This window comes from Novosphingobium sp. (assembly GCF_965228995.1).
In the GTDB taxonomy this organism is placed as follows: domain Bacteria; phylum Pseudomonadota; class Alphaproteobacteria; order Sphingomonadales; family Sphingomonadaceae; genus Novosphingobium.
In genome coordinates, this window is sequence record NZ_OZ245852.1 from 303,703 (window position 1) to 325,833 (window position 22,131).

Annotated in this window: 21 protein-coding genes; 10 read left to right on the top strand and 11 right to left on the bottom strand. The window is 65.8% G+C overall.

What is annotated here, in order from left to right; all coding sequences use genetic code 11:
• Nucleotides 1-66 precede the first annotated feature (66 nt).
• Nucleotides 67-2,142, top strand: a complete 2,076-nt coding sequence (locus tag ACO056_RS01400) for a S9 family peptidase (protein WP_421850713.1) — start codon at nucleotides 67-69, stop codon at nucleotides 2,140-2,142.
• A 16-nt stretch (nucleotides 2,143-2,158) separates the two neighbouring features.
• Nucleotides 2,159-2,545 (top strand): acyl-CoA thioesterase, encoded by a 387-nt coding sequence (locus ACO056_RS01405; protein ID WP_421850715.1) that lies wholly within the window; start codon nucleotides 2,159-2,161, stop codon nucleotides 2,543-2,545.
• Here ACO056_RS01405 and ACO056_RS01410 read toward each other — a convergent pair.
• A complete protein-coding gene (locus ACO056_RS01410; RefSeq protein WP_421850717.1) occupies nucleotides 2,542-4,251 on the bottom strand; it encodes a sensor domain-containing diguanylate cyclase in 1,710 nt (569 codons plus the stop codon). The two genes, ACO056_RS01405 and ACO056_RS01410, sit on opposite strands and share 4 nt — an antisense overlap.
• Before the next feature lie 52 nt (nucleotides 4,252-4,303).
• Nucleotides 4,304-5,419, bottom strand: a complete 1,116-nt coding sequence (gene ald, locus ACO056_RS01415) for an alanine dehydrogenase (protein ID WP_421850720.1) — start codon at nucleotides 5,417-5,419, stop codon at nucleotides 4,304-4,306.
• A 135-nt stretch (nucleotides 5,420-5,554) separates the two neighbouring features.
• Here ald and ACO056_RS01420 point away from each other — a divergent pair, with 135 nt between their 5' ends.
• Nucleotides 5,555-6,022, top strand: a complete 468-nt coding sequence (locus tag ACO056_RS01420) for an Lrp/AsnC family transcriptional regulator (RefSeq protein ID WP_421850723.1) — start codon at nucleotides 5,555-5,557, stop codon at nucleotides 6,020-6,022.
• On the opposite strand, the gene ACO056_RS01425 is transcribed toward ACO056_RS01420, so the two are convergent.
• The 3 genes from ACO056_RS01425 to ACO056_RS01435 form a co-directional block, all read right to left on the bottom strand.
• Nucleotides 5,979-6,413 carry a hypothetical protein gene (locus ACO056_RS01425; RefSeq protein ID WP_421850726.1) on the bottom strand — a complete coding sequence of 145 codons (435 nt, stop codon included), beginning with the start codon at nucleotides 6,411-6,413 and terminating at the stop codon, nucleotides 5,979-5,981. The two genes, ACO056_RS01420 and ACO056_RS01425, sit on opposite strands and share 44 nt — an antisense overlap.
• A gap of 151 nt (nucleotides 6,414-6,564) precedes the next feature.
• The gene (locus ACO056_RS01430; RefSeq protein WP_421850729.1) at nucleotides 6,565-8,976 is read right to left on the bottom strand and encodes a DNA translocase FtsK; all 2,412 of its coding nucleotides are present in this window, start codon (nucleotides 8,974-8,976) and stop codon (nucleotides 6,565-6,567) included.
• Between the two features lie 110 nt (nucleotides 8,977-9,086).
• The gene (locus ACO056_RS01435) at nucleotides 9,087-9,608 is read right to left on the bottom strand and encodes a thiamine phosphate synthase (protein WP_421850732.1); all 522 of its coding nucleotides are present in this window, start codon (nucleotides 9,606-9,608) and stop codon (nucleotides 9,087-9,089) included.
• Nucleotides 9,609-9,630: 22 nt separating this feature from the next.
• Here ACO056_RS01435 and ACO056_RS01440 point away from each other — a divergent pair, with 22 nt between their 5' ends.
• The gene (locus ACO056_RS01440) at nucleotides 9,631-10,311 is read left to right on the top strand and encodes a YggS family pyridoxal phosphate-dependent enzyme (RefSeq protein ID WP_421850735.1); all 681 of its coding nucleotides are present in this window, start codon (nucleotides 9,631-9,633) and stop codon (nucleotides 10,309-10,311) included.
• Between the two features lies 1 nt (nucleotide 10,312).
• Nucleotides 10,313-11,584, top strand: a complete 1,272-nt coding sequence (locus ACO056_RS01445) for a hypothetical protein (protein WP_421850738.1) — start codon at nucleotides 10,313-10,315, stop codon at nucleotides 11,582-11,584.
• Here ACO056_RS01445 and pyk read toward each other — a convergent pair.
• Nucleotides 11,581-13,041 (bottom strand): pyruvate kinase, encoded by a 1,461-nt coding sequence (gene pyk / locus ACO056_RS01450; RefSeq protein ID WP_421850741.1) that lies wholly within the window; start codon nucleotides 13,039-13,041, stop codon nucleotides 11,581-11,583. The two genes, ACO056_RS01445 and pyk, sit on opposite strands and share 4 nt — an antisense overlap.
• Nucleotides 13,042-13,104: 63 nt before the next feature.
• Between pyk and ACO056_RS01455 the strand changes: the two genes are divergently transcribed.
• A complete protein-coding gene (locus tag ACO056_RS01455; protein WP_421850744.1) occupies nucleotides 13,105-13,434 on the top strand; it encodes a DUF1244 domain-containing protein in 330 nt (109 codons plus the stop codon).
• Nucleotides 13,435-13,504: 70 nt separating this feature from the next.
• Here ACO056_RS01455 and rpsI read toward each other — a convergent pair whose 3' ends face one another.
• The 3 genes from rpsI to ACO056_RS01470 form a co-directional block, all read right to left on the bottom strand.
• Nucleotides 13,505-14,044: a 30S ribosomal protein S9 gene (gene rpsI / locus ACO056_RS01460; protein ID WP_421850747.1), complete on the bottom strand. Its 540-nt coding sequence runs from the start codon at nucleotides 14,042-14,044 to the stop codon at nucleotides 13,505-13,507.
• 3 nt (nucleotides 14,045-14,047) lie between these two features.
• Nucleotides 14,048-14,527 (bottom strand): 50S ribosomal protein L13, encoded by a 480-nt coding sequence (rplM, locus tag ACO056_RS01465; RefSeq protein ID WP_298168970.1) that lies wholly within the window; start codon nucleotides 14,525-14,527, stop codon nucleotides 14,048-14,050.
• Between the two features lie 136 nt (nucleotides 14,528-14,663).
• Nucleotides 14,664-15,722 (bottom strand): COX15/CtaA family protein, encoded by a 1,059-nt coding sequence (locus ACO056_RS01470; protein WP_421855249.1) that lies wholly within the window; start codon nucleotides 15,720-15,722, stop codon nucleotides 14,664-14,666.
• Between the two features lie 138 nt (nucleotides 15,723-15,860).
• Between ACO056_RS01470 and ACO056_RS01475 the strand changes: the two genes are divergently transcribed.
• The 4 genes from ACO056_RS01475 to ACO056_RS01490 all read left to right on the top strand — a co-directional run bounded on the left by ACO056_RS01475 (nucleotide 15,861) and on the right by ACO056_RS01490 (nucleotide 17,972).
• Complete coding sequence (locus ACO056_RS01475) at nucleotides 15,861-16,247, top strand: MerC domain-containing protein (protein WP_421850750.1); 387 nt, start codon at nucleotides 15,861-15,863, stop codon at nucleotides 16,245-16,247.
• A 39-nt stretch (nucleotides 16,248-16,286) separates the two neighbouring features.
• Complete coding sequence (gene thiS, locus ACO056_RS01480) at nucleotides 16,287-17,294, top strand: sulfur carrier protein ThiS (protein ID WP_421850754.1); 1,008 nt, start codon at nucleotides 16,287-16,289, stop codon at nucleotides 17,292-17,294.
• Nucleotides 17,295-17,403: 109 nt separating this feature from the next.
• Nucleotides 17,404-17,670, top strand: a complete 267-nt coding sequence (locus ACO056_RS01485) for a CopG family ribbon-helix-helix protein (RefSeq protein WP_421850757.1) — start codon at nucleotides 17,404-17,406, stop codon at nucleotides 17,668-17,670.
• Nucleotides 17,667-17,972, top strand: a complete 306-nt coding sequence (locus ACO056_RS01490) for a type II toxin-antitoxin system RelE/ParE family toxin (protein ID WP_421850760.1) — start codon at nucleotides 17,667-17,669, stop codon at nucleotides 17,970-17,972. The genes ACO056_RS01485 and ACO056_RS01490 overlap by 4 nt, the downstream gene beginning before the upstream one ends.
• Before the next feature lie 78 nt (nucleotides 17,973-18,050).
• Here ACO056_RS01490 and ACO056_RS01495 read toward each other — a convergent pair whose 3' ends face one another.
• Together ACO056_RS01495 and ACO056_RS01500 are read right to left on the bottom strand one after the other, a co-directional pair.
• On the bottom strand, nucleotides 18,051-20,312 hold the full coding sequence (locus tag ACO056_RS01495; RefSeq protein WP_421850763.1) for an NADP-dependent malic enzyme: 2,262 nt from the start codon (nucleotides 20,310-20,312) through the stop codon (nucleotides 18,051-18,053).
• Between the two features lie 81 nt (nucleotides 20,313-20,393).
• Nucleotides 20,394-22,004 (bottom strand): hypothetical protein, encoded by a 1,611-nt coding sequence (locus tag ACO056_RS01500; protein ID WP_421850766.1) that lies wholly within the window; start codon nucleotides 22,002-22,004, stop codon nucleotides 20,394-20,396.
• Nucleotides 22,005-22,131 lie beyond the last annotated feature (127 nt).

A 22,131-nucleotide genomic window follows, 5' to 3' on the forward strand; every position in this document is an offset into this window, starting at 1 on the left:
ATGGGTCTTGTCCTGAAGCGTGTCGCCCGCCTTGCAGGCTCATGCTGCACACCATAGATGCGGGGGATGACGGAAACCACCCCCAAGGTCCTGGACGCCGCGCCTCCGGTCGCAGCCAGGAAACCCCACAGCTTCACCCACCACGGCGTCACGATCGAGGACCCGTATCACTGGCTGCGCGATCCCGGTTATCCCGAGGTGACAGACCAGGCAGTGCTCGCCCATCTGGAGGCCGAGAACGCGTGGTTCGAAGCGCGGATGAAGCCGCTTGAGCCGACGGTCGACATGCTCCTCGCGGAGATGCGCGGGCGGATCAAGGAAGCGGACAAGTCGGTGCCGCAGAAGGACGGCAACTGGCTCTACTGGATCGAATACGAGGAAGGCGCCGAGTACAAGAAGTGGTGGCGGCGGCCCGTGGCCGGGGGGCCGGACCAGCTGATCCTCGACGAAGTCGCGCTGGCCGAGGGGAAAGACTATTTCCGGCTGGGCGCGCTTTCGGTTTCCAGCGACGGGCGGCTGCTGGCCTGGGCAGTCGACGACAATGGATCGGAGCGCTTCACCGCACGCATCAAGGTGATCGCAACAGGTGAAGTGCTGCCCGATGTGATCCCGGGGACGCTCTCCGCGCTGGTCTGGGCCGCGTGTGACAAGGCGCTGGTCTACAGCCTCGCCAATGCGCAATGGCGCACGGACAACGCGCGGCTGCACTGGCTGGGAACGCCGGTGGAGAGCGATGTCGAGCTCTATCACGAGGACGACGAGGGTTTCCGGGTTTCCGCCGGGCTTTCGGCGAATGACGAATGGCTGGTGATTGCCACCGGCGATCACGAGACGAGCGAAGTGCGGCTGGTGCCCGCCGCCGATCCACTCAAGGCGCCGCTGCTGGTGAAGGCGCGCCAGACCGGGGTGGAATACGACGTCGATCTGCGCGGTGAGACGCTGTTCATCCACACCAACGACACCCATGAGAACTTCCGGCTGGCCACTGCGCCGCTGGCAAGCCCCGGCGAGTGGACCACGCTGATCGAGGGGACGGACGAATTCTATCTGACCGGCTTCGACCTGTTCCGCGATTTCTACGTGGTCGAAGGCCGGGTGCGCGGGCTCGACCGGATCGAGGTGCGCTATTACGACGATCCGGCGCGGATCGAGCCGATCGTGTTCCCCGAGGCAAGCTACGAGGCCTCGCTCGGCGACAATCCGGAATGGGCGATGGACAAGCTGCGGATCAGCTACGAATCGATGACCAGCCCGGCCTCGGTCTATGATTATCACGTGGGCGAGCAGCGGCTGGAACTGCTCAAGACGCAGGAAATCCCAAGCGGCTACGATGCCTCGCTTTATGAAACCGCGCGGCTGGAAGTGACCGCGCGCGATGGCACCGCAGTTCCGGTTTCCATCGTCTGGCGCAAGGGCCGGCCGCAGAACGGACCGCTCTATCTCTATGGCTACGGCGCTTATGGCATTGCCATCGGGCCGGGCTTTTCAACCACGCGGCTGAGCCTTGTCGACCGCGGCTTTGCCTATGCCATCGCGCACATCCGCGGCGGCGATGATCTGGGGCGGCGCTGGTACAAGGCGGGCAAGCTGGAGCAGCGCACCAACACCTTCAACGATTTCGTGGATGTGGCGAAGGGGCTGATCGCGGAAGGGTTCACCGAGGCAGGCAGGATCGCGATTGCAGGCGGATCGGCGGGCGGCGAGCTGATGGGCGCGGTGATCAATTCCGATCCCGAGCTGTGGGGCGCGGTAGCGGCGCATGTGCCGTTCGTCGACGTGCTCGCCACCATGCTCGATGAGGAGCTGCCGCTGACCCCGGGCGAGTGGCCCGAATGGGGCAATCCCATCGAGGACAAGGCAGCGTTCGAGCTGATCCGGTCCTATTCGCCCTACGATCAGGTGCGCGCACAGGCCTACCCGCCGATGCTCGTGACGGCAGGCCTCAACGATCCGCGCGTGACATATTGGGAGCCCGCCAAATGGGTCGCCAAGCTGCGCGAGCTCAAGACCGACGACAACGAACTGCTGCTCAAGACCAACATGGGCGCAGGCCATGGCGGCAAATCTGGCCGGTTCGAGGGACTGCGCGAAACGGCGGAGGAGTTTGCCTTCATCCTTGCGCAGTTGGGGGTGCCCGCATGATTCGGGACGCCTGACCATGCACACCAGAACCTTCACCGCAGGCCACGAGCATATCGATGTGCTGGGCCACGTGAACAATGCGGTCTGGGTGCAATGGATGGAAGCGGTTGCCACCTCGCATTGGGAGGCACTGGCTTCGGCGGAGTGGCAGGCGGCCTATGTCTGGGTCGTGACGCGGCACGAGATCGACTACCGCGGCAATATCGCACTGGGTGAAAGCGTGACGGCGGAGACCTTCGTGCCCGATCCCCCGCGCGGGGCACGTTTTGACCGGCGGGTCGATTTCCGCAATTCGGCAGGCAAGGTAATCGTCAGCGCGCGGACGCAATGGGTGCTGATCGACAAGGCCAGCGGACGCATCCAGCGGGTGCCGCCGGAGATGTCGGCGCAGTTTACCGGCTAGGCGGAGCGGGCCAGCGGCTCGGGCGTAAACCCGGTCAGCCGCTCGCGCATCGTGCGATTGCGGCCGAGGCGCTTGGCTTCATAAAGCAAGCCATCGCAGTGGCTGTAGAGCACGGCGAACTCGACATCGAGCGTGCCGGATAGATCGTGCTCGACAAGCCCCATGCTGGCGGTGACGACATGGCCGAGGCCCGGAACCACTGCGGCAATCCGGGTGCTGAGCGCGCGGCGGCAGCGGTCGGCGCGGTCGGCGCTGCCGGGGCCGCGCAGGAGCATGAGGAATTCCTCGCCGCCCATGCGGATCGCGCAGGCTTCGGGATCTTCGGCCAGGGTGGCGGCCACGACCTTGAGCACCGCATCGCCCACCGCGTGGCCATGACGATCGTTGATCCGCTTGAAGTGATCGAGATCGATCACCGCCATGGTGCGATAGCCGAGGCAGAACAGATCGTTGAACCGCCGCTCGATCGAATGGCGGTTCCACAAACCGGTGAGCGCATCGCGGCCGGCGACGCCTTCCAGCTCGGTCGCGCGCGCATGGGCAAGATCGCGCTCGCGCCTGAGCTCAAGGAAGCGGATCACGATGCCGAGCGAATTGGCGAGCACTTCGGCGGCGAGCGCGAGCTGGAACAGGATCACCGATTCGGTCGGCCGGGTGCCCGGCAGGAGATAACTGCCGATGCGGTAGACCCCGACCAGCAGCGTGGGCGCCCAGCCGATCATGAGAAAGATCACGAGCTTGCTGCCGCGCCGCCACGCCGTAACGAGTGCGCCGAAGATGAGGCAGATCGCAAACGAGATCGCGATATAGATGCCGAGCGCGCTCCAGGGCCGCAGCACATCGAACTGCAGCGCAGTGAACACGCCGCCTGCAAAGACCAGCGGCGCACAGGCGATAAACAGGCGGCGCAGCGACCGGGGCAAGGCCGTAGGTTCGAGGAACGTGACGACGAACATCAGCCCGGAACCCGCAACGGCGCCGTAGCACAGGCTGTTGATCGAGATTTCGGTCGCCGCATCCGGATTCGCGAGGATGTGGATGAAGCCGGTCCCGAACACGGATTGGACCAGCATCAGGCCGACCATCACGATGTGCCACAGCACAAATTCGCGCCGCAGCACGATGTAGAACCCGAAATTGAGCAGGAGCGGCACGATCAGCATGCCGCAGATGGCGGCCATGGCCACCACCACGCTCATATCCCAGCCTGTACCTTCGGCCGTACTGTCAAGCCGGGCCTCGCTGCCGATGACCTTGTTCCAGGGCTTGTCGATCCGCACGGCGACTTCGCGCGGGGCGTAGCGGGTCTGCGGCAGGGGCAGCACCATCATCGGACCTGTCACGAGGTGGCGCGCATCGGCCTTGGTGTAGCGAGCAATACCAAGCGCGCCGCCTTCATCGATCACGCGGATGGTGATCGCGGCAAAGGGCGAGGCATGCGTGACGAGGCTTTGCGCGCGCGGCGCGGCAGGATCATCGAGGCGGAAGCGCAGGAACAGGCTGTCCGGCCCGGTCTCGTAGGACACATCGGAGCAGATCCAGCGCTGCGGCGCGCGGTCCAGATCAGCGAGTCGCTCTCCGGCAGCACCGGAGGCGTGGCAGGATTGGCTCGCGCGAATCGGCGCGGCGGCGGCGGGCATGCCGAATAGGCCGGATAGCAGCGCCACCAGCCCGAACAGCACAACCCTGCGCCAGATCCAGTCCATGCGACTGTTTCTAGCGGAATGGCCTTATGGGGGAGTTAACTCCGAGCGGGGTTCAGGCGAGTAATTCGCTCACCGGACGCCAGGCATAACCCAGCTCGCGCGCGACGGCTTCGTACGTCACTTCGCCGGCATGCACGTTGAGCCCCTCGGCAAGGTGCGGATTGGCGGCAAGCGCCGCCTTCCAGCCGAGATCGGCGATCTTCAGCGCATGCGGCAGGGTCACGTTGTTGAGCGCATAGGTGCTGGTGCGCGCGACGCCGCCGGGCATGTTGGCAACACAGTAGTGCACGATGCCATCGACCACGAACGTCGGTTCGGCATGGGTGGTCGCGCGGCTAGTCTCGAAGCAGCCGCCCTGATCGATCGCAACGTCGACGAGCACCGCGCCGGGCTTCATCGTGCCGAGCATATCGCGCGTAACGAGCTTGGGCGCGGCAGCGCCGGGGATCAGCACGGCGCCGATCACGAGATCCGCCTCGGCGACGCAGTCGGCAAGGTTGGCGCGGTTGGAAAAGCGCGTCTTGGCGCGGCTCTCGAAATGGGTGCCGAGCCGTTCGAGCACTTCGGGATCGCGGTCGAGAATGGTGACATCCGCGCCGAGGCCGGCGGCCATCTGCGCCGCGTTGAAGCCGACGACGCCGCCGCCGATCACCGCGACCTTGGCGGGAAGCACACCGGGCACGCCGCCGAGCAGCACACCGCGTCCGCCATGCGCTTTCTCAAGCGCGGTCGCGCCGGCCTGGATCGACATGCGGCCCGCGACCTGGCTCATGGGCTTGAGCAGAGGGAGCTGATTGCCCGGGCCGGTCACGGTTTCATAGGCAATCGCGGTGACGCCGGATTTGACGAGATCGGCGGTCTGCTCGGGGTCCGGGGCGAGGTGCAGATAGGTGAAGAGGATCTGGCCTTCGCGCAGCTGCGCGCGCTCGGCGGCCTGCGGTTCCTTGACCTTCACGACCATCTCGCACCCGGCGAAGATCGTTGCGGCGTCGGGCTTGATCGTCGCACCGGCGGCCTCGTAGTCGCGATCCGCCGCGCCGATGCCGAGACCGGCACCGCTTTCGACCCAGACTTCGTGCCCATGCGCGGCAAGCTCGCGCGCGCTCTCGGGCGTCAGGCCGACGCGGTATTCGTGGTTCTTGATTTCCCGAACGGTACCGACACGCATGGCAGGATCCTTCTCGCTCTCCGTTGGCGAGAGGATACACCCGGCGGCGCGCCTTGTTTCACCTGATTTGGGCATTGCAGGCGCTTGGTTTGGTGATATTTCCTGCGATGCCGCTTTGGATCGGGATATTCTTGCATGGATCGCATCGACGCCGCGCTGATTGATGCACTGCAGCATGATTCGTCACGCCCTATCGCGATCCTCGCCGAAGCGGTCGCACTCTCGCCTTCGGCCTGCCACCGGCGCATCCGCGCGCTGGAGGAGGCCGGCGTGATCAGTGGCTATGCCGCGCGGATCGACCCGCGCCGGATCGGGCTGGCGGTCGAAGTCTTCGTCGAAATTACGCTCACCAGCCAGAGCCGCGAGGCGATGGATCGGTTCGAGCGCGCGGTGGGGGATTTCGATGACATTCTGGAATGCCACCTCATGTCAGGCGGAGCGGACTACCTGCTGCGGGTGGCAGCAGCGGACCTCGATCAGTACGACCACATCCACCGCGATTGCCTGGCGCGGCTGCCGGGAGTCTCGTCGATGCGGTCAAGCTTTTCGCTACGCCGGATCAAGCGGTTCGCCGGCTATCCGGTGCCGCGCGCAAGGCCATAGGCGGCGGCTTGCGCGGGCGAGCGGGCCTGGTATCGGCGCTGTCGAGCAGGGTCAGGTCGCTGCCCGGCTCGTCCATGCCGTAGCGCTCGCGCAGTTCGAGCTTGAACGCCTCGATCGCGTCTTCATTCGGCAAGTGATCGACGGTGAAGCGGCGCACCACGAATTCATCCGCGCTATCGAGCACCGTGAGGAAGCGGCCCGTCACCATTTCGGCGAGATGCGTGACATCGAGCCCGTCTGCAATCGACCAGCGATGCCGGCCCCAGGTCACGATGCGGCGGCCGCAATGGCGACAGACGCTGTAGATCCCGCCATCGTTCTCATGCACGCGCCACGGCGTGGGCTGATGCTGCCGTGTGAACCAGCACTGGGACAGGGCTACGTAGGGCATGCCGCGACCTTTCACGCTCGATGCTCGCCATTCCGGGCGTGAGCCCGGAACCGGCGGCAGCGCCGAAGGGCAGAGCATGCCGCCACCGGTCATCAAGGGAGAACGGCGGCGCGCGAAGATTGTTAAGCGTGGCGGGGCCGGACCCCGCTGATCACAGCGGATTGCCGTCCTTGTCGCGGTAAATATCGCGCCGCCCGACATGGTTGGCGGGGCCGACGAAGCCGTCTGCTTCCATGCGCTCGATCCATTTGGAGGCGGTGTTGTAGCCCACGCCCATCTGGCGCTGGACCCAGCTGGCCGAGGCCTTCTGGCTTTCGAACACCAGCTGGCAGACCTGGCGGTACTTGCGCTCTTCGGGGTTGTCCGAGGCGGTCGCATCCAGATCGTCGAAGCCGAAGCTGCCGTCCTCGGGCTCCTCGGTGACCGAATCGACGTAGTCCGGCGCACCCTGCCCGCGCCAGTGATCGGCCACCCGCTCGACTTCCTCGTCGCTGACAAACGGACCGTGCACACGGGCGATTGCGCCGGTGCTCGGCTTGTAGAGCATATCGCCCTTGCCGAGCAGCTGTTCGGCGCCCTGTTCGCCAAGGATCGTGCGGCTGTCGATGCGGCTCGTCACGGCGAAGCTGATGCGGGTGGGCAGGTTCGCCTTGATCACGCCGGTGATGACGTCGACCGAAGGACGCTGCGTGGCCATGATGAGGTGGATGCCCGCCGCGCGGCTCTTCTGCGAGAGGCGCTGGATGAGGACTTCGATTTCCTTGCCGACGGTGACCATGAGGTCCGCCAGCTCGTCAACGATCACCACGATCTGCGGCAGGACCTGATAATCGAGCTGCTGTTCCTCGAACAGTTCCTCGCCCGTATCGGGATCGAAGCCGACCTGGATGCGGCGGCCCAGTGGCTTGCCCTTGCTGGCGGCGGCGCGGACTTTCTCGTTGAAGCCCGAAATGTTGCGCACGCCGACCGAGGACATCATGCGGTAGCGCCGCTCCATTTCCTCGACCGCCCATTTGAGCGCGCGGACCGCCTTCGAAGGCTCGGTCACCACCGGCGAAAGGAGGTGCGGAATGTCGTCGTAGGACTTGAGCTCGAGCACCTTGGGATCGACGAGGATCAGGCGGCACTGCTGCGGCGTGAGCCGGTAGAGCAGCGAAAGCAGGATGCAGTTGAGCCCGACCGACTTGCCCGAGCCGGTAGTGCCCGCAACAAGCAGGTGCGGCATGGTCGCAAGATCGGCCACGATCGGCTCGCCCGCGATGTCTTTGCCGAGGATGATCGGCAGCATGCCCTTGGAATTGACGAACTTGTCGCAACTGACGAGCTCGCGAAACGAGACCATATCGCGCACCGCATTGGGCAGTTCGATGCCCATCACGGTGCGGCCCGGGATCGACGAGACGCGCGCCGAAATCGCGCTCATGTTGCGGGCGATATCGTCAGCCAGGCCGATCACGCGGCTGGCCTTGATACCAGGGGCCGGTTCCAGCTCGTACATCGTGACGACCGGGCCGGTGCGCACTGCGGTGATTTCACCCTTCACGTTGAAATCGTCGAGCACGTTTTCCAGCAGGCGCGCATTGCGTTCGAGGGCGAGCTTGTCGATCTTGGGCCCGGTGGCGGCGGGCAGCGGCTCCAGAATATCAAGCCCCGGCAGCTCATACTGGTCGAACAGATCGCCCTGCCGCGCCCTGCCAGCCACCTGAGCCGGTGCGGGCGGGCGCGAGGGATCGGTGATTTCGGTCGGCCGGCGGCGTAGTTGGGGCGCATCGGACGGGACGACAGCGGCGTCCTCACCCGCTTCGGAGCGCGGCTTGGGCTGGCGCTTCGGCAGCAGCGCGGTAACGCCAGCCGCCGCCGGAAGCCCCGCACGCGCGCCGCGCCGCAGGAACGCGGGCATGCGCGGCAGGCGGTGCCAATCGAACGCGAAGACCTGTGCGGTCACGACAAGGCCGGCAATGGCAGTGACGAGCGCCGCGCCGCGCACGATCCACAGCTCGGCACCGGGCAGCAGGTGCGCCGCACCGCGAATCAGCGCCGCGCCCAGCAGACCGCCAAGCCCGCCAGCACCTGCCGGCAGCGTGCCGCCCGGCCCGGTGAGCATGAGCGCGAAGGCCGTGCCGATCAGCGCCATCGCAAGTGCCAGCATGAGGGCAAGCCGCCACCACGCGGGGAGCGGTGCAATGCCCTCATCTGCCTCGTCCATATCGATCAGATCGCCGGCGGCATCCCACAGCCGGCGCGCGAAAACGTAGAGCAGCGGCAGGAGCAGCGCGCCGGGCAAGCCGAAAAACAGCAGCACGCGTTCGGCCGCCCAGGCACCGGGCAGACCCATCCAGTTTTCGACCGGGCTGCCCGAAGCGGTGCTGCCCGAAGGATCGGTCTGGGTATAGGTCGCCAGCGCGAGGGCCAGCGCGATCATCGCCGCAAACAGCAAGGCCGCGCCAATCAGCTCCGCGCTACGCCGGAAGCTGCGCTTGAGGATCGCGCGCCAGTCCGCGCCCTTGGCCCTGCCTCCAGCTGAGCGCCCTGCGGTGGGCGAAACGAGTGCGCGAGATGCCATCCAACTTGTCCCTTCTTGCCCCCTTCATGCGCCCGTTGGGGGGATGGCGTCAAGAATCCATGGTGCGCAGAAGCCAAGGAATCCCGGCGAGTCGCGGGTTTCTGCGGGGTTTATGCAAGGCCGTCGATGGCAGCCCAGCCCCATACGGCAAGCCGCGCGGCGCGGCGCTTCGTCATGCCGCCAAGCGCGATCACCGGCAACGGCGAGCGGCGGGCCAGTGCCATGAACCGGACCGGCCCCAGCGCGCACGCGCCGGGGTGCGAGCGGGTGGGATAGACCGGCGAGAGCAGGATCGCGCTGGCCCGCGCGCGGACCGCCGCGCCGATTTCGGCGAGCGAATGGGCCGTGGCGAGGCGCAGGCCCGTTGCGCGGCCCAGATCGCGGGGCGCACCGTAGCGCCCGTCCGCGAACCAGCCGCGCGCCTCGCCCGCGGTCAGGATCAGCACGCCGCGGCGGATGCAGAGGCGGCGCAGTGCCTCGAACCGTGCGCGCCGGGCGGCGGCGGGCAAGTGGTAGTGGCGGAACACCAGCGCGCTCCCCGGCTGCAGGCGGGAAATGGCGGATTCGAGCCGGTCATCGTTGCGCGCATCGCTCAGCAGGACGACCCGCGGGACAGGATGACACCGGTGCATCCCCGGCCTATAGCACGGCCCCATGACCGATCCAGAGGCCGCATTGGCTACGCTGTCCCCGCTCGCCGCGATCCGCGAGCGCATTTCCCGCACCGCCACCATCGCCCGGCGCAAAGCCGGGGACGTGACCCTGATCGCCATCTCCAAAACCCAGCCGGCCGAGGCGGTCCTGCCGCTGATCGCGCAAGGTCAGCGCGTGTTCGGCGAAAACCGGGTGCAGGAAGCGGAGGCAAAGTGGCCCGCCTTGCTCGAAGCGCATCCCGACATCCGGCTGCACCTTGTCGGCCAGCTCCAGTCGAACAAGGCCGAGGAGGCCGTGCGCCGCTTCGACTGCATCCATTCGCTCGACCGGCCCTCGCTGCTGACCGCGCTGGCAAGAGCGATGGACAAGACCGGCCGCCGCGTGCCGCTGTTTGTGCAGGTCAACATTGGCGACGAACCGCAGAAAGGCGGCTGCGCGATTGCCGACCTTCCCGCGCTGCTGAGCGAAGCCCGCGGCGCCGACTTGCCGGTGATCGGCCTGATGTGCGTGCCGCCTGCCGGGATCGAGGCCGCGCCGTTCTTTGCGCTGCTCGCCAAGCTGGCGGATGATCAAGGCCTGCCTTCCCGTTCGATGGGCATGAGCGACGATTTCGAGACTGCGTTCATGCTGGGCGCGACGCATGTGCGCGTCGGCTCGGCGCTGTTCGGCGCGCGGGTCTGAGATGAAGCGCCTGCTGCCTTTCGCCCTGGTGCTGGTGCCGGGGACGGCGCTTGCCCAGATGGACATGAGCCAGATGGATCATGGCGCCATGGACCATGGCGCGATGGATCACGGCAGCATGGACATGTCGTGGATGTCGATGAACGGCATGGGTTCGGGCACTTCGCGCCTGCCGATGAACGAGGCGATGCGCGGCGTGCACCTCATGCCGAGCGCGCGCGACATGGTGATGGTGCAGGCCAGCGTGTGGCCGGTCTATACCGATCAGGGCGGGCCGCGCGGCGGCACCAAGTTTTATTCGCAGTCGATGGCCATGGTGATGTGGCTCCACGATCTCGGCGGCGGCGCGAAGTTGACGGGCCAGGCGATGCTGAGCCTCGAGCCTGCGATGCGCCACGATGGCTATCCGCTGCTCTTCGCAACGGGCGAGGAAGCCTATGGCCGCCCACTGGTCGACCGGCAGCACCCGCACGACTTGTTCATGGAGCTTTCGGCGCGGCTTGATGTGCCGGTCGCGCCGGGGCTCAGGGCGTTCGTCTATGGCGGGCCGGTTGGCGAGCCGGCGCTCGGCCCTTCGGCGTTCATGCACCGCGCTTCGGCGCAGTATAACCCCGAGGCGCCGATCACCCATCACTGGTTCGATTCGACGCATATAACCTACGGCGTGGTGACGGCGGGGCTGGTCGGCAAGACCTGGCAGATCGAGGCCAGCGCCTTCCGCGGGCAGGAGCCTGACGAAAACCGCTGGAATATCGAACGGCCAAAGCTCGACAGCTGGAGCGTGCGCGCCAGCTACATGCCATCTCCCGCGTGGGCGCTGCAGGTGAGCTACGGCAAACTCAAGCAGCCCGAAGCCTCGCACCCGGGCGAGAACGAGCGCCGGACGACCGCTTCGGCGCATTACAACAACGGGCGCGGGCTATCGGCGATGGCGGCATTCAGCGCCAAGCAGCGCGTGCCGGGAGAGACGCGCACAGCCTGGCTCGGCGAAGTGAACTGGGATGCCAACACGCACGACACGCTGTTTGGCCGGATCGAGAACGTGAGCAACGACGAGCTCTTCCCCGACCATGCCGATCCGCTGCACGACGTGCCCTTCCGCGTGACCAAGTTCGAAGTGGGCTATGCGTACCGCCTGCGCATCGCCGGACCACTGCAAGTGGCCGTGGGCGGCACCGGCGCGCTGTTTGCCAAGCCTGCAGCGCTCAGCGCGGCCTATGGCAAGAACCCGATCGGGGCGACCGTCTTCGCGAAGTTCAGTCTGACAAATTAGTCGTGATGTTTGGCGAGTTCGTCGCCGCTCAGCGTCACCATGTGAAGCAGGTTGGTGGAGCCCGGAGTGCCGAAAGGCACACCCGCCAGCGTGATCAACCGCGAGCCCGCCGTGCCGAAAGCGTGGCGCAGGGCCATGCGCTTCCCCTTGGCGATCATTTCCTCGAAGCTGCCGATATCCTTGGTGGCGACTGCATGCGCGCCCCAGAGCAGGCCGAGCTTGCGCGCGGTGACGTTGGACGGGGTGAGCACGAGCATCGGCACGCCGGGCCGCTCACGCGCCACGCGCCGCGCGGTGGAGCCCGAACCGGTGAACACGATGATCCCCGCGATCGGCAGGGCCTTGGCAATGCTGGCGCAGGCTTCGGCGAGCGCATCAGCTGTGGTGGGATCGGGCCGCGTCTCGATGAAGTGGACGCGCGCAGCATAGCCGGGATCGTTTTCCACTTCGCTGGCGATGCGGTCCATGATCGTGACCGCTTCCTCCGGCCATGCGCCGGCAGCCGTCTCGGCCGAAAGCATCACTGCGTCGGCGCCGTCATAGACCGCGTTGGCGACGTCGGAGACTTCGGCGCGGGTCGGCGTCGGGCTTTCGATCATCGATTCGAGCATCTGCGTCGCAACGACGACCGGCTTGCCCTCGCGCCGCGCCTTTTCGACGATGCGCTTCTGCAGCGGGGGAACCTGTTCGGGATTGAGTTCAACGCCAAGATCGCCGCGCGCGACCATCAGGCCGTCAGCGAGTTCGAGGATTTCATCGAGCCGCGAGATGGCCGCGGGCTTTTCGATCTTGGCCATGAGCGCGCCGTAGCCGCCCATCAGGCGGCGCGCCTCGGCCACGTCCTCGGGCCGCTGCACAAAGGACAGCGCGATCCAGTCCGCCCCTTGCGCGACGGCAAAGGCGAGGTCGCGGCGGTCCTTGTCGGTCATTGCCGGGACCGGGATCACCGCATCGGGCACATTGACGCCCTTGCGATCGGAAATGACCCCGCCGACTTCGGCCGAGCAGAGGATTTCGTTCTCGTCAGCGCGGATCACGCGCAGCCGCAGCTTGCCATCGTCGATCAGCAGGCGCTGGCCGGGGCGCAGGATGCCGAAGAGCTCGGGATGCGGCAGCTGGACGCGGTTTTCATCGCCCGGCTCGGGATTGCGATCGAGCGTGAAGTGGCCCGAATGGCGGATGACTGCGCGGCCATCCTTGAACTTGCCGACACGCAGCTTGGGGCCCTGCAGATCGCACAGCACGGTGATCGGCCGGTTGACCTTGCGCTCCAGCGCCCGGATCGCGGCGATCGTTTCGGCGTGGACCGCATGTTCGCCGTGGCTCATGTTGACGCGGAAAGCATCGGCGCCGGCGCGAAACAGCTTTTCCAGCATTTCGGGGGACCGGCTCGCCGGCCCGACGGTGGCGAGGATTTTCACCTTGCGGCCACGGGGATCCAGTTTTGCCACGTCCATCACCTCGAATTGAATGCGCTGGCCCTATGGCCTACCTACCTGCAAAACCCAAGGACGAACGCTATGGATACGAATGCAGAAACCACATCGCCCGATGCGCTTGACGAACTGCCCGATGCGGTGGCTGCCGCCGCGTTCCGCCGCCTTGTCAGGCATTTGCGGCACCGGCACGACGCGCAGAACATCGAGTTGATGGGCCTTGCCGGCTTTTGCCGGAACTGCCTGGCGGACTGGATCATCGATGCGGGCGCGCCGCTGGACAAGACTGCCGCGCGCGAGGTGATCCACGGGCTGCCCGCCGCCGAATGGAAGGAGCGCTACCAGACCGAAGCGACGCCCGAGCAACTGGCCCGCATGTCGGAAAGCGTGAAGCGCAACGCGCCCGGGCACTGAGCACGCGATACCAACGAAAAAGGGCGCCGGGATGATCCCGACGCCCCTTTTCTTGTTCTGGCAGAAGAACTTAGCGCTTCGAGAACTGGAAGCTCTTGCGCGCCTTGGCCTTGCCGTACTTCTTGCGTTCGACAACGCGCGGGTCGCGGGTCAGGAACCCGGCGGCCTTGACGGCGCTGCGCAGCGCAGGCTCGAACTTGGTCAGTGCCGTCGAGATGCCGTGCTTGACCGCACCGGCCTGGCCCGAAAGCCCGCCGCCCTTGACGGTGGCAATCACGTCGTATTGACCCGAACGGTCAGCGACTTCGAACGGCTGGTTGATGACGAGACGCAGGGTCGGGCGTGCGAAGTACACTTCCTGATCGCGGCCGTTGACGGTGATCTTGCCCGAGCCGGGCTTGATCCACACGCGGGCAACGGCGTCCTTGCGGCGGCCGGTGGCGTAGGAACGACCCTGCGCATCGACTTCACGCTCACGCAGCGGCGCGGCGGGGCCGGTGGGCGCACGGGGCGCTTCAGGCGTGTCCGAGGCAGCGGCAGGAGCGGCGGGAGCAGCCGAAGTCAGATCCTTGAGATCCGCGAGGCTGGAGACGGTATCGGTTTCAGACATGTCTTACGCACCCACCTTGTTCTTGCGGTTCATCGAGGCGACATCGAGCGCTTCGGGCTGGGTACCGGCGTGCGGATGTTCGCTGCCGGCATAGAGATGCAGCGCGCGCATCTGCGCACGGCCGAGCGGGCCGCGCGGGATCATGCGCTCGACAGCCTTTTCCAGCACGCGCTCGGGGAAGCGACCGTTGAGGACCTTGTCCGCAGTGACTTCCTTGATGCCGCCGGCATAACCGGTGTGCTTGTAGTAGATCTTGTCCTTGAGCTTGTTGCCCGTCAGCTTCACCTTGTCGGCGTTGATCACGACAACGTGATCGCCGCAATCGACGTGCGGGGTGTAGCTCGGCTTGTGCTTGCCGCGCAGGTGATTGGCGATGATCACCGCGAGACGGCCGACAACGAGGCCATCGGCATCAATAAGATGCCACTTCTTCTCCACCTCGGCCGGTTTGATCGACCGGGTGACTTTCGTGAGCGCCTTCATGGCTGAAACCCATCCTAGGATAGTGGTACGCCGCCGCTGCGCAAAAGCACAACTGGCGGCGAGGAAGCGCGCCATTGCTCACAAATGGCGCCAGAGTCAAGCAAACCGGGGGTTTCCAGAGAGGTAAAATGATACCTTACGCTTTGGACTGCCCCAAACGGTGCGCGCCCCATGCCGTGCAGACGACCAAAAGCGCCCCCGTCAGCTGGTGGAGGACGGCGATCCAGATCGTCACGCCGCTCATCACCGTGGCGATGCCAAGCGCGATCTGGGTGCCGAACGCGGTATGGATTGCGACCGAAACTCGCCTCGCGCCCGCGCGGCGCAGCTTGCGGCCCATGACGACGAGGACGACTACGACCGCCCAGGCCCACCAGCGATGGATGAAGTGCACGAGATAGGGGTCTGAAAAGAAGGCATGCGCCGCACCCAGCGACCATTCGATGCCAGCGGGGAAGAAGGACCCCTGCATCAGCGGCCAGACGTCCCAGTTGAACCAGCCGCCCCCCGCCACCGTGCCTGCGCGCATCCCTGCCAGCAGCGCGCCGTAGAACAGCTGCACCAGCAGCATGGCGAGCGCCAGCGCGGCGAAGCCCGTCAGCCGCGCGCGCGGCTCACCTCGGGCCAGTGCGCGCAGATCGAGTGCGGTCCAGATCACACCCGCCAGCGTGGTCAGCGCGACCAGCAAATGCGCGGCGAGGCGGAAGTGGCTCACCTTCACGTCGTGCACGATGCCGGACTTCACCATCCACCAGCCGACCGCGCCCTGCAGCGCGCCAAGCGCGAGGAGCGCCAGCAGGCGAGGCTTGTAGCCCGCCGGAACCTGCCCGCGCAGCCAGAACCACGCGAGCGGCAGCGCAAAGGCCATGCCGATGGCGCGCGCCAGCAGGCGATGCACCCATTCCCAGAAGAAGATGAACTTGTAGGTGGACAGCGTCATGCCCGCGGGGCCGTTGACCAGCACATATTGCGGGGTCTGCTGGTACTTGGCGAACTCGGCCTGCCAGTCCGCCTCGGTCAGCGGTGGCAGCGCGCCCGAGACGGGCTTCCATTCGGTGATCGAGACCCCCGATTCGGTCAGCCGCGTAATGCCGCCGACCACCACGATGGCGATGATCATCAGCGCGACGACGAGCAGCCAGCGGGAAAGCGCGAGCGGCGCGGGGGCGTGCTCACGGGAACGGGCCGGGGCCATAGCAACAGCATCCATGGCCGCGCCTCTGCTCGCGAGGCCGCTGAAACGCAAGCGCCAATGGGGGCAAGCCAATAGGGGAAGCGCCGGAGCTCAGCTTGAGCATTGCGTTATGTGATACTATTACATATAGCCATCATCATGACCGACCGTCCCGACTCTTCCGCTGAAATGCTGCGCGGCCGGTTTGACCGGCTGGGCGTGCTGATCAGCGGCCTCTGCATGGTACACTGCGTGGCCGGGCTGTTCCTTATCGGGGTGCTGGGGCTTGGCGGCGGCGTGCTGCTTAACCCCGCGATCCACCGCTTCGGGCTGGTAGCCGCCTTCGTCGTCGGCATGTTCACCATCGGCGCGGGCGCGCTGCGCCACGGACACCGCTTGCCGCTGGCACTCGGAACCACCGGCCTTGCCCTGATGGCCGCCGCGATTGCGAGCGATCACGGGACCGGCGAAGCACTGCTGACGATCAGCGGCGTGGTGCTCGTAGCTTCCGCGCACATCGTCAACATGCGCCGCAACACCTGCTGACGGCTTGCACCCTCCGTAGCGGTCGTTAAAGCCCGCCGCATGTCCACTGAAACCGCTGCCACCCTCACCCTCACCATCAATGGCGAACTGCGCCGCGCCGCGCCCGGCTCGATCGCCGATCTCGTGCGCAGCCTCGAGCTCGATCCCGCCAAGGTCGCAGTGGAGCGCAATGGCGAGATCGTCCCGCGCTCGACGCTTGCGGCGGTGCTGATCGCGGATGGTGATGTGCTGGAAATCGTGCACTTCGTCGGCGGTGGTGAGGTCGATGACACATTGCCAATAGACACATGGACCGTGGCGGGCCGAACCTTCCGGTCGCGGCTGATCGTCGGCACCGGCAAGTACAAGGACTTTGCGCAGAACGCGGCGGCCGTCAAAGCTTCGGGCGCGGAAATCGTCACTGTAGCGGTGCGCCGGGTCAACGTCAGCGACCCCAAGGCGCCGATGCTGACCGACTTCATCGACCCCAGGAAGATCACATACCTTCCCAACACCGCCGGGTGCTTCACCGCCGAAGATGCGATCCGCACGCTGCGCCTTGCGCGCGAGGCGGGCGGCTGGGATCTGGTCAAGCTGGAAGTGCTGGGCGAGGCGCGCACGCTCTATCCGAACATGATCGAGACCATCCGCGCGACCGAAGTGCTGGCCAAGGAAGGCTTCCTGCCGATGGTCTACTGCGTGGACGATCCCATCGCGGCGAAGCAACTCGAAGACGCAGGCGCGGTCGCGGTCATGCCACTGGGCGCGCCGATCGGCTCGGGGCTCGGCATCCAGAACCGCGTGACGATCCGCCTGATCGTGGAAGGCGCGAAAGTGCCGGTGCTGGTCGATGCAGGCGTGGGTACCGCGAGCGATGCTGCCGTTGCGCTGGAACTGGGCTGCGACGGCGTGCTGATGAACACCGCCATTGCCGAGGCCAAGGACCCGATCCGCATGGCCCGCGCGATGAAAGCCGCCGTGGAAGCGGGGCGCGATGCGTATCTGGCGGGGCGCATGGGCACGCGCAAGTATGCCGATCCGAGCAGTCCGCTGGCAGGGTTGATCTGAATTCTACTCTTCTTCGCTCAGGTGGAAAGCTCGGACCGGGCATTTGCCTCGTTTGTGTACATTGCGAGCAATTGTGCTAGTTTGTGTGCTTGCTGAATGAGGTAGAGCGATGGAAAGCACCACCCTGACAATCCGGGTCCCGATAGAAGTCCGCGACAAACTCGCCCGAATCGCTGACGGCACCCGGCGCAGCAAGTCGTGGCTGGCAGCGGAAGCGGTGGCCGCCTACGTTGAGCGCGAACTCGCGATCATCGAGGGTATCCAGCAAGGGCTGGCGGACATGGCCGCCGGACAGACTGTTCCGCACGAGCAAGCAATGGCGGAATTGCGCGCAGTCGTTGATGAAGCCAGACAGGCCAAAGTCACGCCGCAATGAGGCAGGTCATCTGGTCGCGTGAGGCGCTGTCGGATGCCGCAGACATGCTTCGCCATATCGCCACCGATGACGCGAACGCGGCCCATCAAGTGATCGACCGGATCGAGGCGACCGGTGACGCGCTTGGTAAGTTTGCCACCGGGCATCCCGGTCGTGTTGCGGGAACTTATGAGAAATCGGTCCGCACCTTGCCCTACATCATCGCCTACGCGCTGACTGCCGACGACGAGACAGTTGTCATCCTGCGCGTGATCCACGCCGCACGTGATTGGCGGGAGCAAGACTGGCCGCAGGATCGCTGATGGGGCCGCCCCTTTCGCCTGTCAGGCGCAATGTGGCGGTGAAACCGGCCGATCAGGTTCTGCTCGACACGGCTCGTCCTACCCCGCAACCCCGGCTGCTGCCAGCACCGCCAACGTCAGGATATCCGGGGCGATCGAGGTCATCGCGGCGATCTGGACGGGCTTTTCCATGCCGATCAGCATCGGGCCGATCACCGCGTTGCCCGCCAGTTCGCGCAGCAGCTTGGCGGAGATATTGGCTGATTGCAGGCCGGGCATGATGAGCACGTTGGCCGGGCCCGAAAGGCGGCTGAACGGATAGTTCGCCATGACCTTGGGATTGAGCGCGGCATCGGGCGCCATTTCGCCCTCGTACTCGAAGTTCGGCTGCTGCTCATCGAGGATCGCGACGGCACCGCGAATCTCGTCGAGCCAGCGGCCGCTGGGGTTGCCGAACGTGGAATAGGACAGGAAGGCCACGCGCGGTTCGTGCCCCATGCGGCGCGCGACGGCAGCGGTCTCGGTAGCGATATGCGCGAGTTCGGCCGCGTTCGGACGCTCGTTCACCGTCGTATCGGCAAGGAAGACAGTGTAGTTCTTGGCGACCATCATGTGGATGCCGAACGGGAGATGGCCGGGCTTGGGATCGAGTACCTGGCGCACTTCCTTGATCGTCTGCGCGAAGGTGCGGGTCATGCCCGAAATCATCGCATCACCGTGGCCCAAGGCGACGAGCAGCGAGGCGAAGACGTTGCGGTCCTGGTTGACCATGCGCCGCACGTCGCGCTCCATGAAGCCGCGCCGCTGGAGCCGCTCGTAGAGGTACGCGACCATTTCCGGCACGAGCGGCGAAACCGCCGAGTTGTGAATCTCGAAGCTGGAGGGATCGCCCACGCCCAATTCGGTCAGCAGATCGCAGACGGCCTTGGTGCGGCCGACGAGCACAGGGGTGCCGTAGCCGAAATCGCGGTACTGGATCGCCGCACGCAGCACGACTTCGTTCTCCGCCTCGGCGAAGACGACGCGCTTGGGGTTCTCCTTGACCTGCTGGTAGACGCTGGTGAGCGCGCCGGTCGTCGGATTGAGGCGCGCCTTCAGTTCGGTGCGATAGGCGTCGAAATCCTCGATCGGCTTTTGCGCGACGCCCGACTCCATCGCCGCCTTGGCGACGGCGGAGGAGACGACTTCCATCAGGCGCGGATCGAACGGCGCGGGGATGATGTAGTCCAGCCCGAAGGTGTGGTTCTGGCCATAGGCGGCGGCCACTTCCTCGGGCACCGGCTCGCGCGCCAGTTCGGCGATGGCGCGAGCGGCGGCAATCTTCATTTCCTCGTTGATCGCGGTGGCCCGCACATCGAGCGCGCCGCGGAAGATGAAGGGGAAGCCCAGCACGTTGTTGACCTGGTTCGGATAGTCCGAACGGCCGGTGGCGACGATGCAATCGGGCCGCGCTGCCTTGGCTTCGGGCGGGGTGATTTCCGGATCGGGATTGGCCATCGCGAAGATGATCGGCTGCGGCGCCATCTTCTTGACCATCTCGGGCGTGACTGCGCCCTGCACCGAAAGGCCGAGGAAGATGTCCGCCCCTTCCATCGCCTCTTCCAGCGTGCGCTTGGGCGTATCGATGGCGTGGGCGGACTTGAACTGATCAATGCCGGCGCGGCCGATGTAGATCACGCCCTTGCTGTCGCACATCGTCACGTTGTTGTGACGCACGCCCATCGCCTTGATCAGTGCGGTGCAGGCGATGGCGGCGGCGCCCGCGCCGTTTACCACGACCTTGACGTCGGCCAGGTTGCGGCCGGTGAGGAAACAGGCATTGAGCAGACCCGCAGCGGAAATGATCGCGGTGCCGTGCTGGTCATCGTGCATCACCGGGATCTTGAGACGTTCCTTGAGCGCCTGCTCGATGATGAAGCACTCGGGCGCCTTGATGTCCTCGAGGTTGATGCCGCCGAAGCTCGGCTCCATCAGCGTGACGGCGTCGATAATCGCCTGCGGATCTTCGGTAGCGAGTTCGATGTCGATCGAATCGACGTCGGCAAAGCGCTTGAACAGCACCGCCTTGCCTTCCATCACCGGCTTCGATGCCAGCGCGCCGAGGTTGCCGAGGCCGAGGATCGCGGTGCCGTTGGAGATCACCGCAACGAGGTTGCCCTTGGCGGTATAATCGTAAGCGGTGGCCGGGTCCTCGGCGATGGCGCGGACCGGGACAGCGACACCGGGCGAATAGGCAAGGCTGAGGTCGCGCTGCGTCGCCATCGGTTTCGAGGCGATGATCTCGATCTTACCGGGGCGAATGGTGTTGTGGTAGAACAGCGCTTCACGTTCGGTGAAGCGGACATTGCTCTCGTCGGTCATGTTATTCCCCCTCGGCGCGCGAGCTTGATCGGCCCGCCTGCACCCCGATCGCATGAGGCGCGCGCCGCGGGCACAGACTGATCACAAGTCTTTAGAACGCCAGTTCGGAAAACCCAAGGGCCGGACGGCGAAAAGCAGACTGCGGCCTTCCTGCCAGACCAGCTGGAGCCGCGAATCCGGGTGGAGCGGCATGCCGGTATCGATCAACCACACATAATCAACCCGCTCGATCGGAGCATACTTCAGCGCGGTATCGACACTGCGCATACGCCCGCTCTGGCAAGCGCGCGACCACACGAACTCGGATGGATCCGCCGTGAAGTTGCGGCCCGGACGGAAACGCGGGATCACCATGTGCAGACCCGGCACCGCCCAGTTGTCGTTGACCCAGGCCTGCCGATAGAGGCTGGCAAGGCTGGCGAGATGATCGCGCCGCGTGTTTCGCCACGATTCCTCGACACAGGAATGCTCGACAAAGGCGAGCACTCGGCTGCCCGGCTCGACATGATGGAGCGCGGAAAGCTGCTTGCGGTAATCGTCGGCATAATCGGCGAAGCTGGCGGCGGTGACGACCAGCCGCGTGCCAAGCAGCAGCGCGCCCGCCAGCGCAACCTTCTGCGCGCGCTCGAGCGGAACCTGGCTCCAGTCCTGCAGGCCCAGCGCCAGCATGCAGGCCACCGGCAGCAGCCGCACGTCAACGAAGGCGCTGCCGTTGATGTCGCTCGGGATCGCGATGAACAGAAGGAACACGAGGAGGCCGGGCAGGCCGAGCTGCCACTTCCAGCGCGCGCCGAGCAGCCAGCCGAACAGGATCAGCGCAAAGCAGGCAACGGTCGTCGCGCCATCGAGCAGCAGCGACTGGTCGCGCAGCGTCAGAACGAAATACCAGGCCTTCTGGTCCCAGCGCCAGCGATTAAGGCTGCGCACGGGATCGGGCGAGAGGAACTTCCACAGGATGATCGTGACGAGCGTGGCCACCAGCGGCCAGCACAGGATGAACAGCCGCTTGGCAATCGCGCGCCAGTCCTGCTCATCCCGCAGGCGCCGCCATTCGGCAGGGCGCCACCAGCCGGCAGGCAAGCGGTCGATCTCGCGGCCCAGCGCATTCGCGCCGATCAGCAGGCCCAGCAGCAGACCGCCGATGGCATGGCACAGCATGGCAAGCGGCTGCGCGGCAATCAGCAACGCGGCACGCTGCTTCGGCTTGTCCTCCAGCCAGACGGCAGCGGCGAAGGCCATCAGCGAAAGGCCGGTCGCGAGGATGTAGTTGAGGAAGCCCGTGAGCAGCGGGAAGCTGAACACGAACATTAGCGCCCAGGGCGCGCCGTGCCCACCCTTGGGATTGAGCACGCGGATGGTGGCCAGGCAGCCGCCGGCGAACAGGCCAGTGGCAAGCACCGTGCTCCACCAGCCCGCAGCGAGAATGCCGAACTGCGCGCCGATGAGCTTTGCAAGCACGTCACCGCCAATGTTGAGCGTGAAGACCCACTTCCACGAGAAGTACTTGAGCAGCGGATTACCCGGACGCGCCGCCTCGATCGCGGCGGCACCCATGTGGCCGGGCACGTCGATCAGCGGCGGCACTTCGACCAGCGCGAAGGGCAGGCAAACCAGCATGACGATGATGACGATCCCGGGCGCGCTGAGCCACGGCAAGGCTGCCGCCCGTTCCCACAGCCCCCGCAGGCTCATGGCCAAAGTTTTCTCGCGGACCTGCATCAACCCCAGTTCACTTTCGCATTGGCGCCGGTCGGAGAGATCGGATTGATCATCCCCCGAGACCCCTGGAAGCACTCGCTTCCCAAGAACCCTTGAAGCA

Excerpts from the sequence above, each read along its gene's own strand:
- ACO056_RS01400 (WP_421850713.1), top strand. The coding sequence starts at position 67 with ATGACGGAAACCACCCCCAAGGTCCTGGACGCCGCGCCTCCGGTCGCA.
- ACO056_RS01405 (WP_421850715.1), top strand. The coding sequence starts at position 2,159 with ATGCACACCAGAACCTTCACCGCAGGCCACGAGCATATCGATGTGCTG.
- ACO056_RS01410 (WP_421850717.1), bottom strand. The coding sequence starts at position 4,251 with ATGGACTGGATCTGGCGCAGGGTTGTGCTGTTCGGGCTGGTGGCGCTG.
- ald (WP_421850720.1), bottom strand. The coding sequence starts at position 5,419 with ATGCGTGTCGGTACCGTTCGGGAAATCAAGAACCACGAATACCGCGTC.
- ACO056_RS01420 (WP_421850723.1), top strand. The coding sequence starts at position 5,555 with ATGGATCGCATCGACGCCGCGCTGATTGATGCACTGCAGCATGATTCG.
- ACO056_RS01425 (WP_421850726.1), bottom strand. The coding sequence starts at position 6,413 with ATGCCCTACGTAGCCCTGTCCCAGTGCTGGTTCACACGGCAGCATCAG.
- ACO056_RS01430 (WP_421850729.1), bottom strand. The coding sequence starts at position 8,976 with ATGGCATCTCGCGCACTCGTTTCGCCCACCGCAGGGCGCTCAGCTGGA.
- ACO056_RS01435 (WP_421850732.1), bottom strand. The coding sequence starts at position 9,608 with ATGCACCGGTGTCATCCTGTCCCGCGGGTCGTCCTGCTGAGCGATGCG.
- ACO056_RS01440 (WP_421850735.1), top strand. The coding sequence starts at position 9,631 with ATGACCGATCCAGAGGCCGCATTGGCTACGCTGTCCCCGCTCGCCGCG.
- ACO056_RS01445 (WP_421850738.1), top strand. The coding sequence starts at position 10,313 with ATGAAGCGCCTGCTGCCTTTCGCCCTGGTGCTGGTGCCGGGGACGGCG.
- pyk (WP_421850741.1), bottom strand. The coding sequence starts at position 13,041 with ATGGACGTGGCAAAACTGGATCCCCGTGGCCGCAAGGTGAAAATCCTC.
- ACO056_RS01455 (WP_421850744.1), top strand. The coding sequence starts at position 13,105 with ATGGATACGAATGCAGAAACCACATCGCCCGATGCGCTTGACGAACTG.
- rpsI (WP_421850747.1), bottom strand. The coding sequence starts at position 14,044 with ATGTCTGAAACCGATACCGTCTCCAGCCTCGCGGATCTCAAGGATCTG.
- rplM (WP_298168970.1), bottom strand. The coding sequence starts at position 14,527 with ATGAAGGCGCTCACGAAAGTCACCCGGTCGATCAAACCGGCCGAGGTG.
- ACO056_RS01470 (WP_421855249.1), bottom strand. The coding sequence starts at position 15,722 with ATGGCCCCGGCCCGTTCCCGTGAGCACGCCCCCGCGCCGCTCGCGCTT.
- ACO056_RS01475 (WP_421850750.1), top strand. The coding sequence starts at position 15,861 with ATGACCGACCGTCCCGACTCTTCCGCTGAAATGCTGCGCGGCCGGTTT.
- thiS (WP_421850754.1), top strand. The coding sequence starts at position 16,287 with ATGTCCACTGAAACCGCTGCCACCCTCACCCTCACCATCAATGGCGAA.
- ACO056_RS01485 (WP_421850757.1), top strand. The coding sequence starts at position 17,404 with ATGGAAAGCACCACCCTGACAATCCGGGTCCCGATAGAAGTCCGCGAC.
- ACO056_RS01490 (WP_421850760.1), top strand. The coding sequence starts at position 17,667 with ATGAGGCAGGTCATCTGGTCGCGTGAGGCGCTGTCGGATGCCGCAGAC.
- ACO056_RS01495 (WP_421850763.1), bottom strand. The coding sequence starts at position 20,312 with ATGACCGACGAGAGCAATGTCCGCTTCACCGAACGTGAAGCGCTGTTC.
- ACO056_RS01500 (WP_421850766.1), bottom strand. The coding sequence starts at position 22,004 with ATGAGCCTGCGGGGGCTGTGGGAACGGGCGGCAGCCTTGCCGTGGCTC.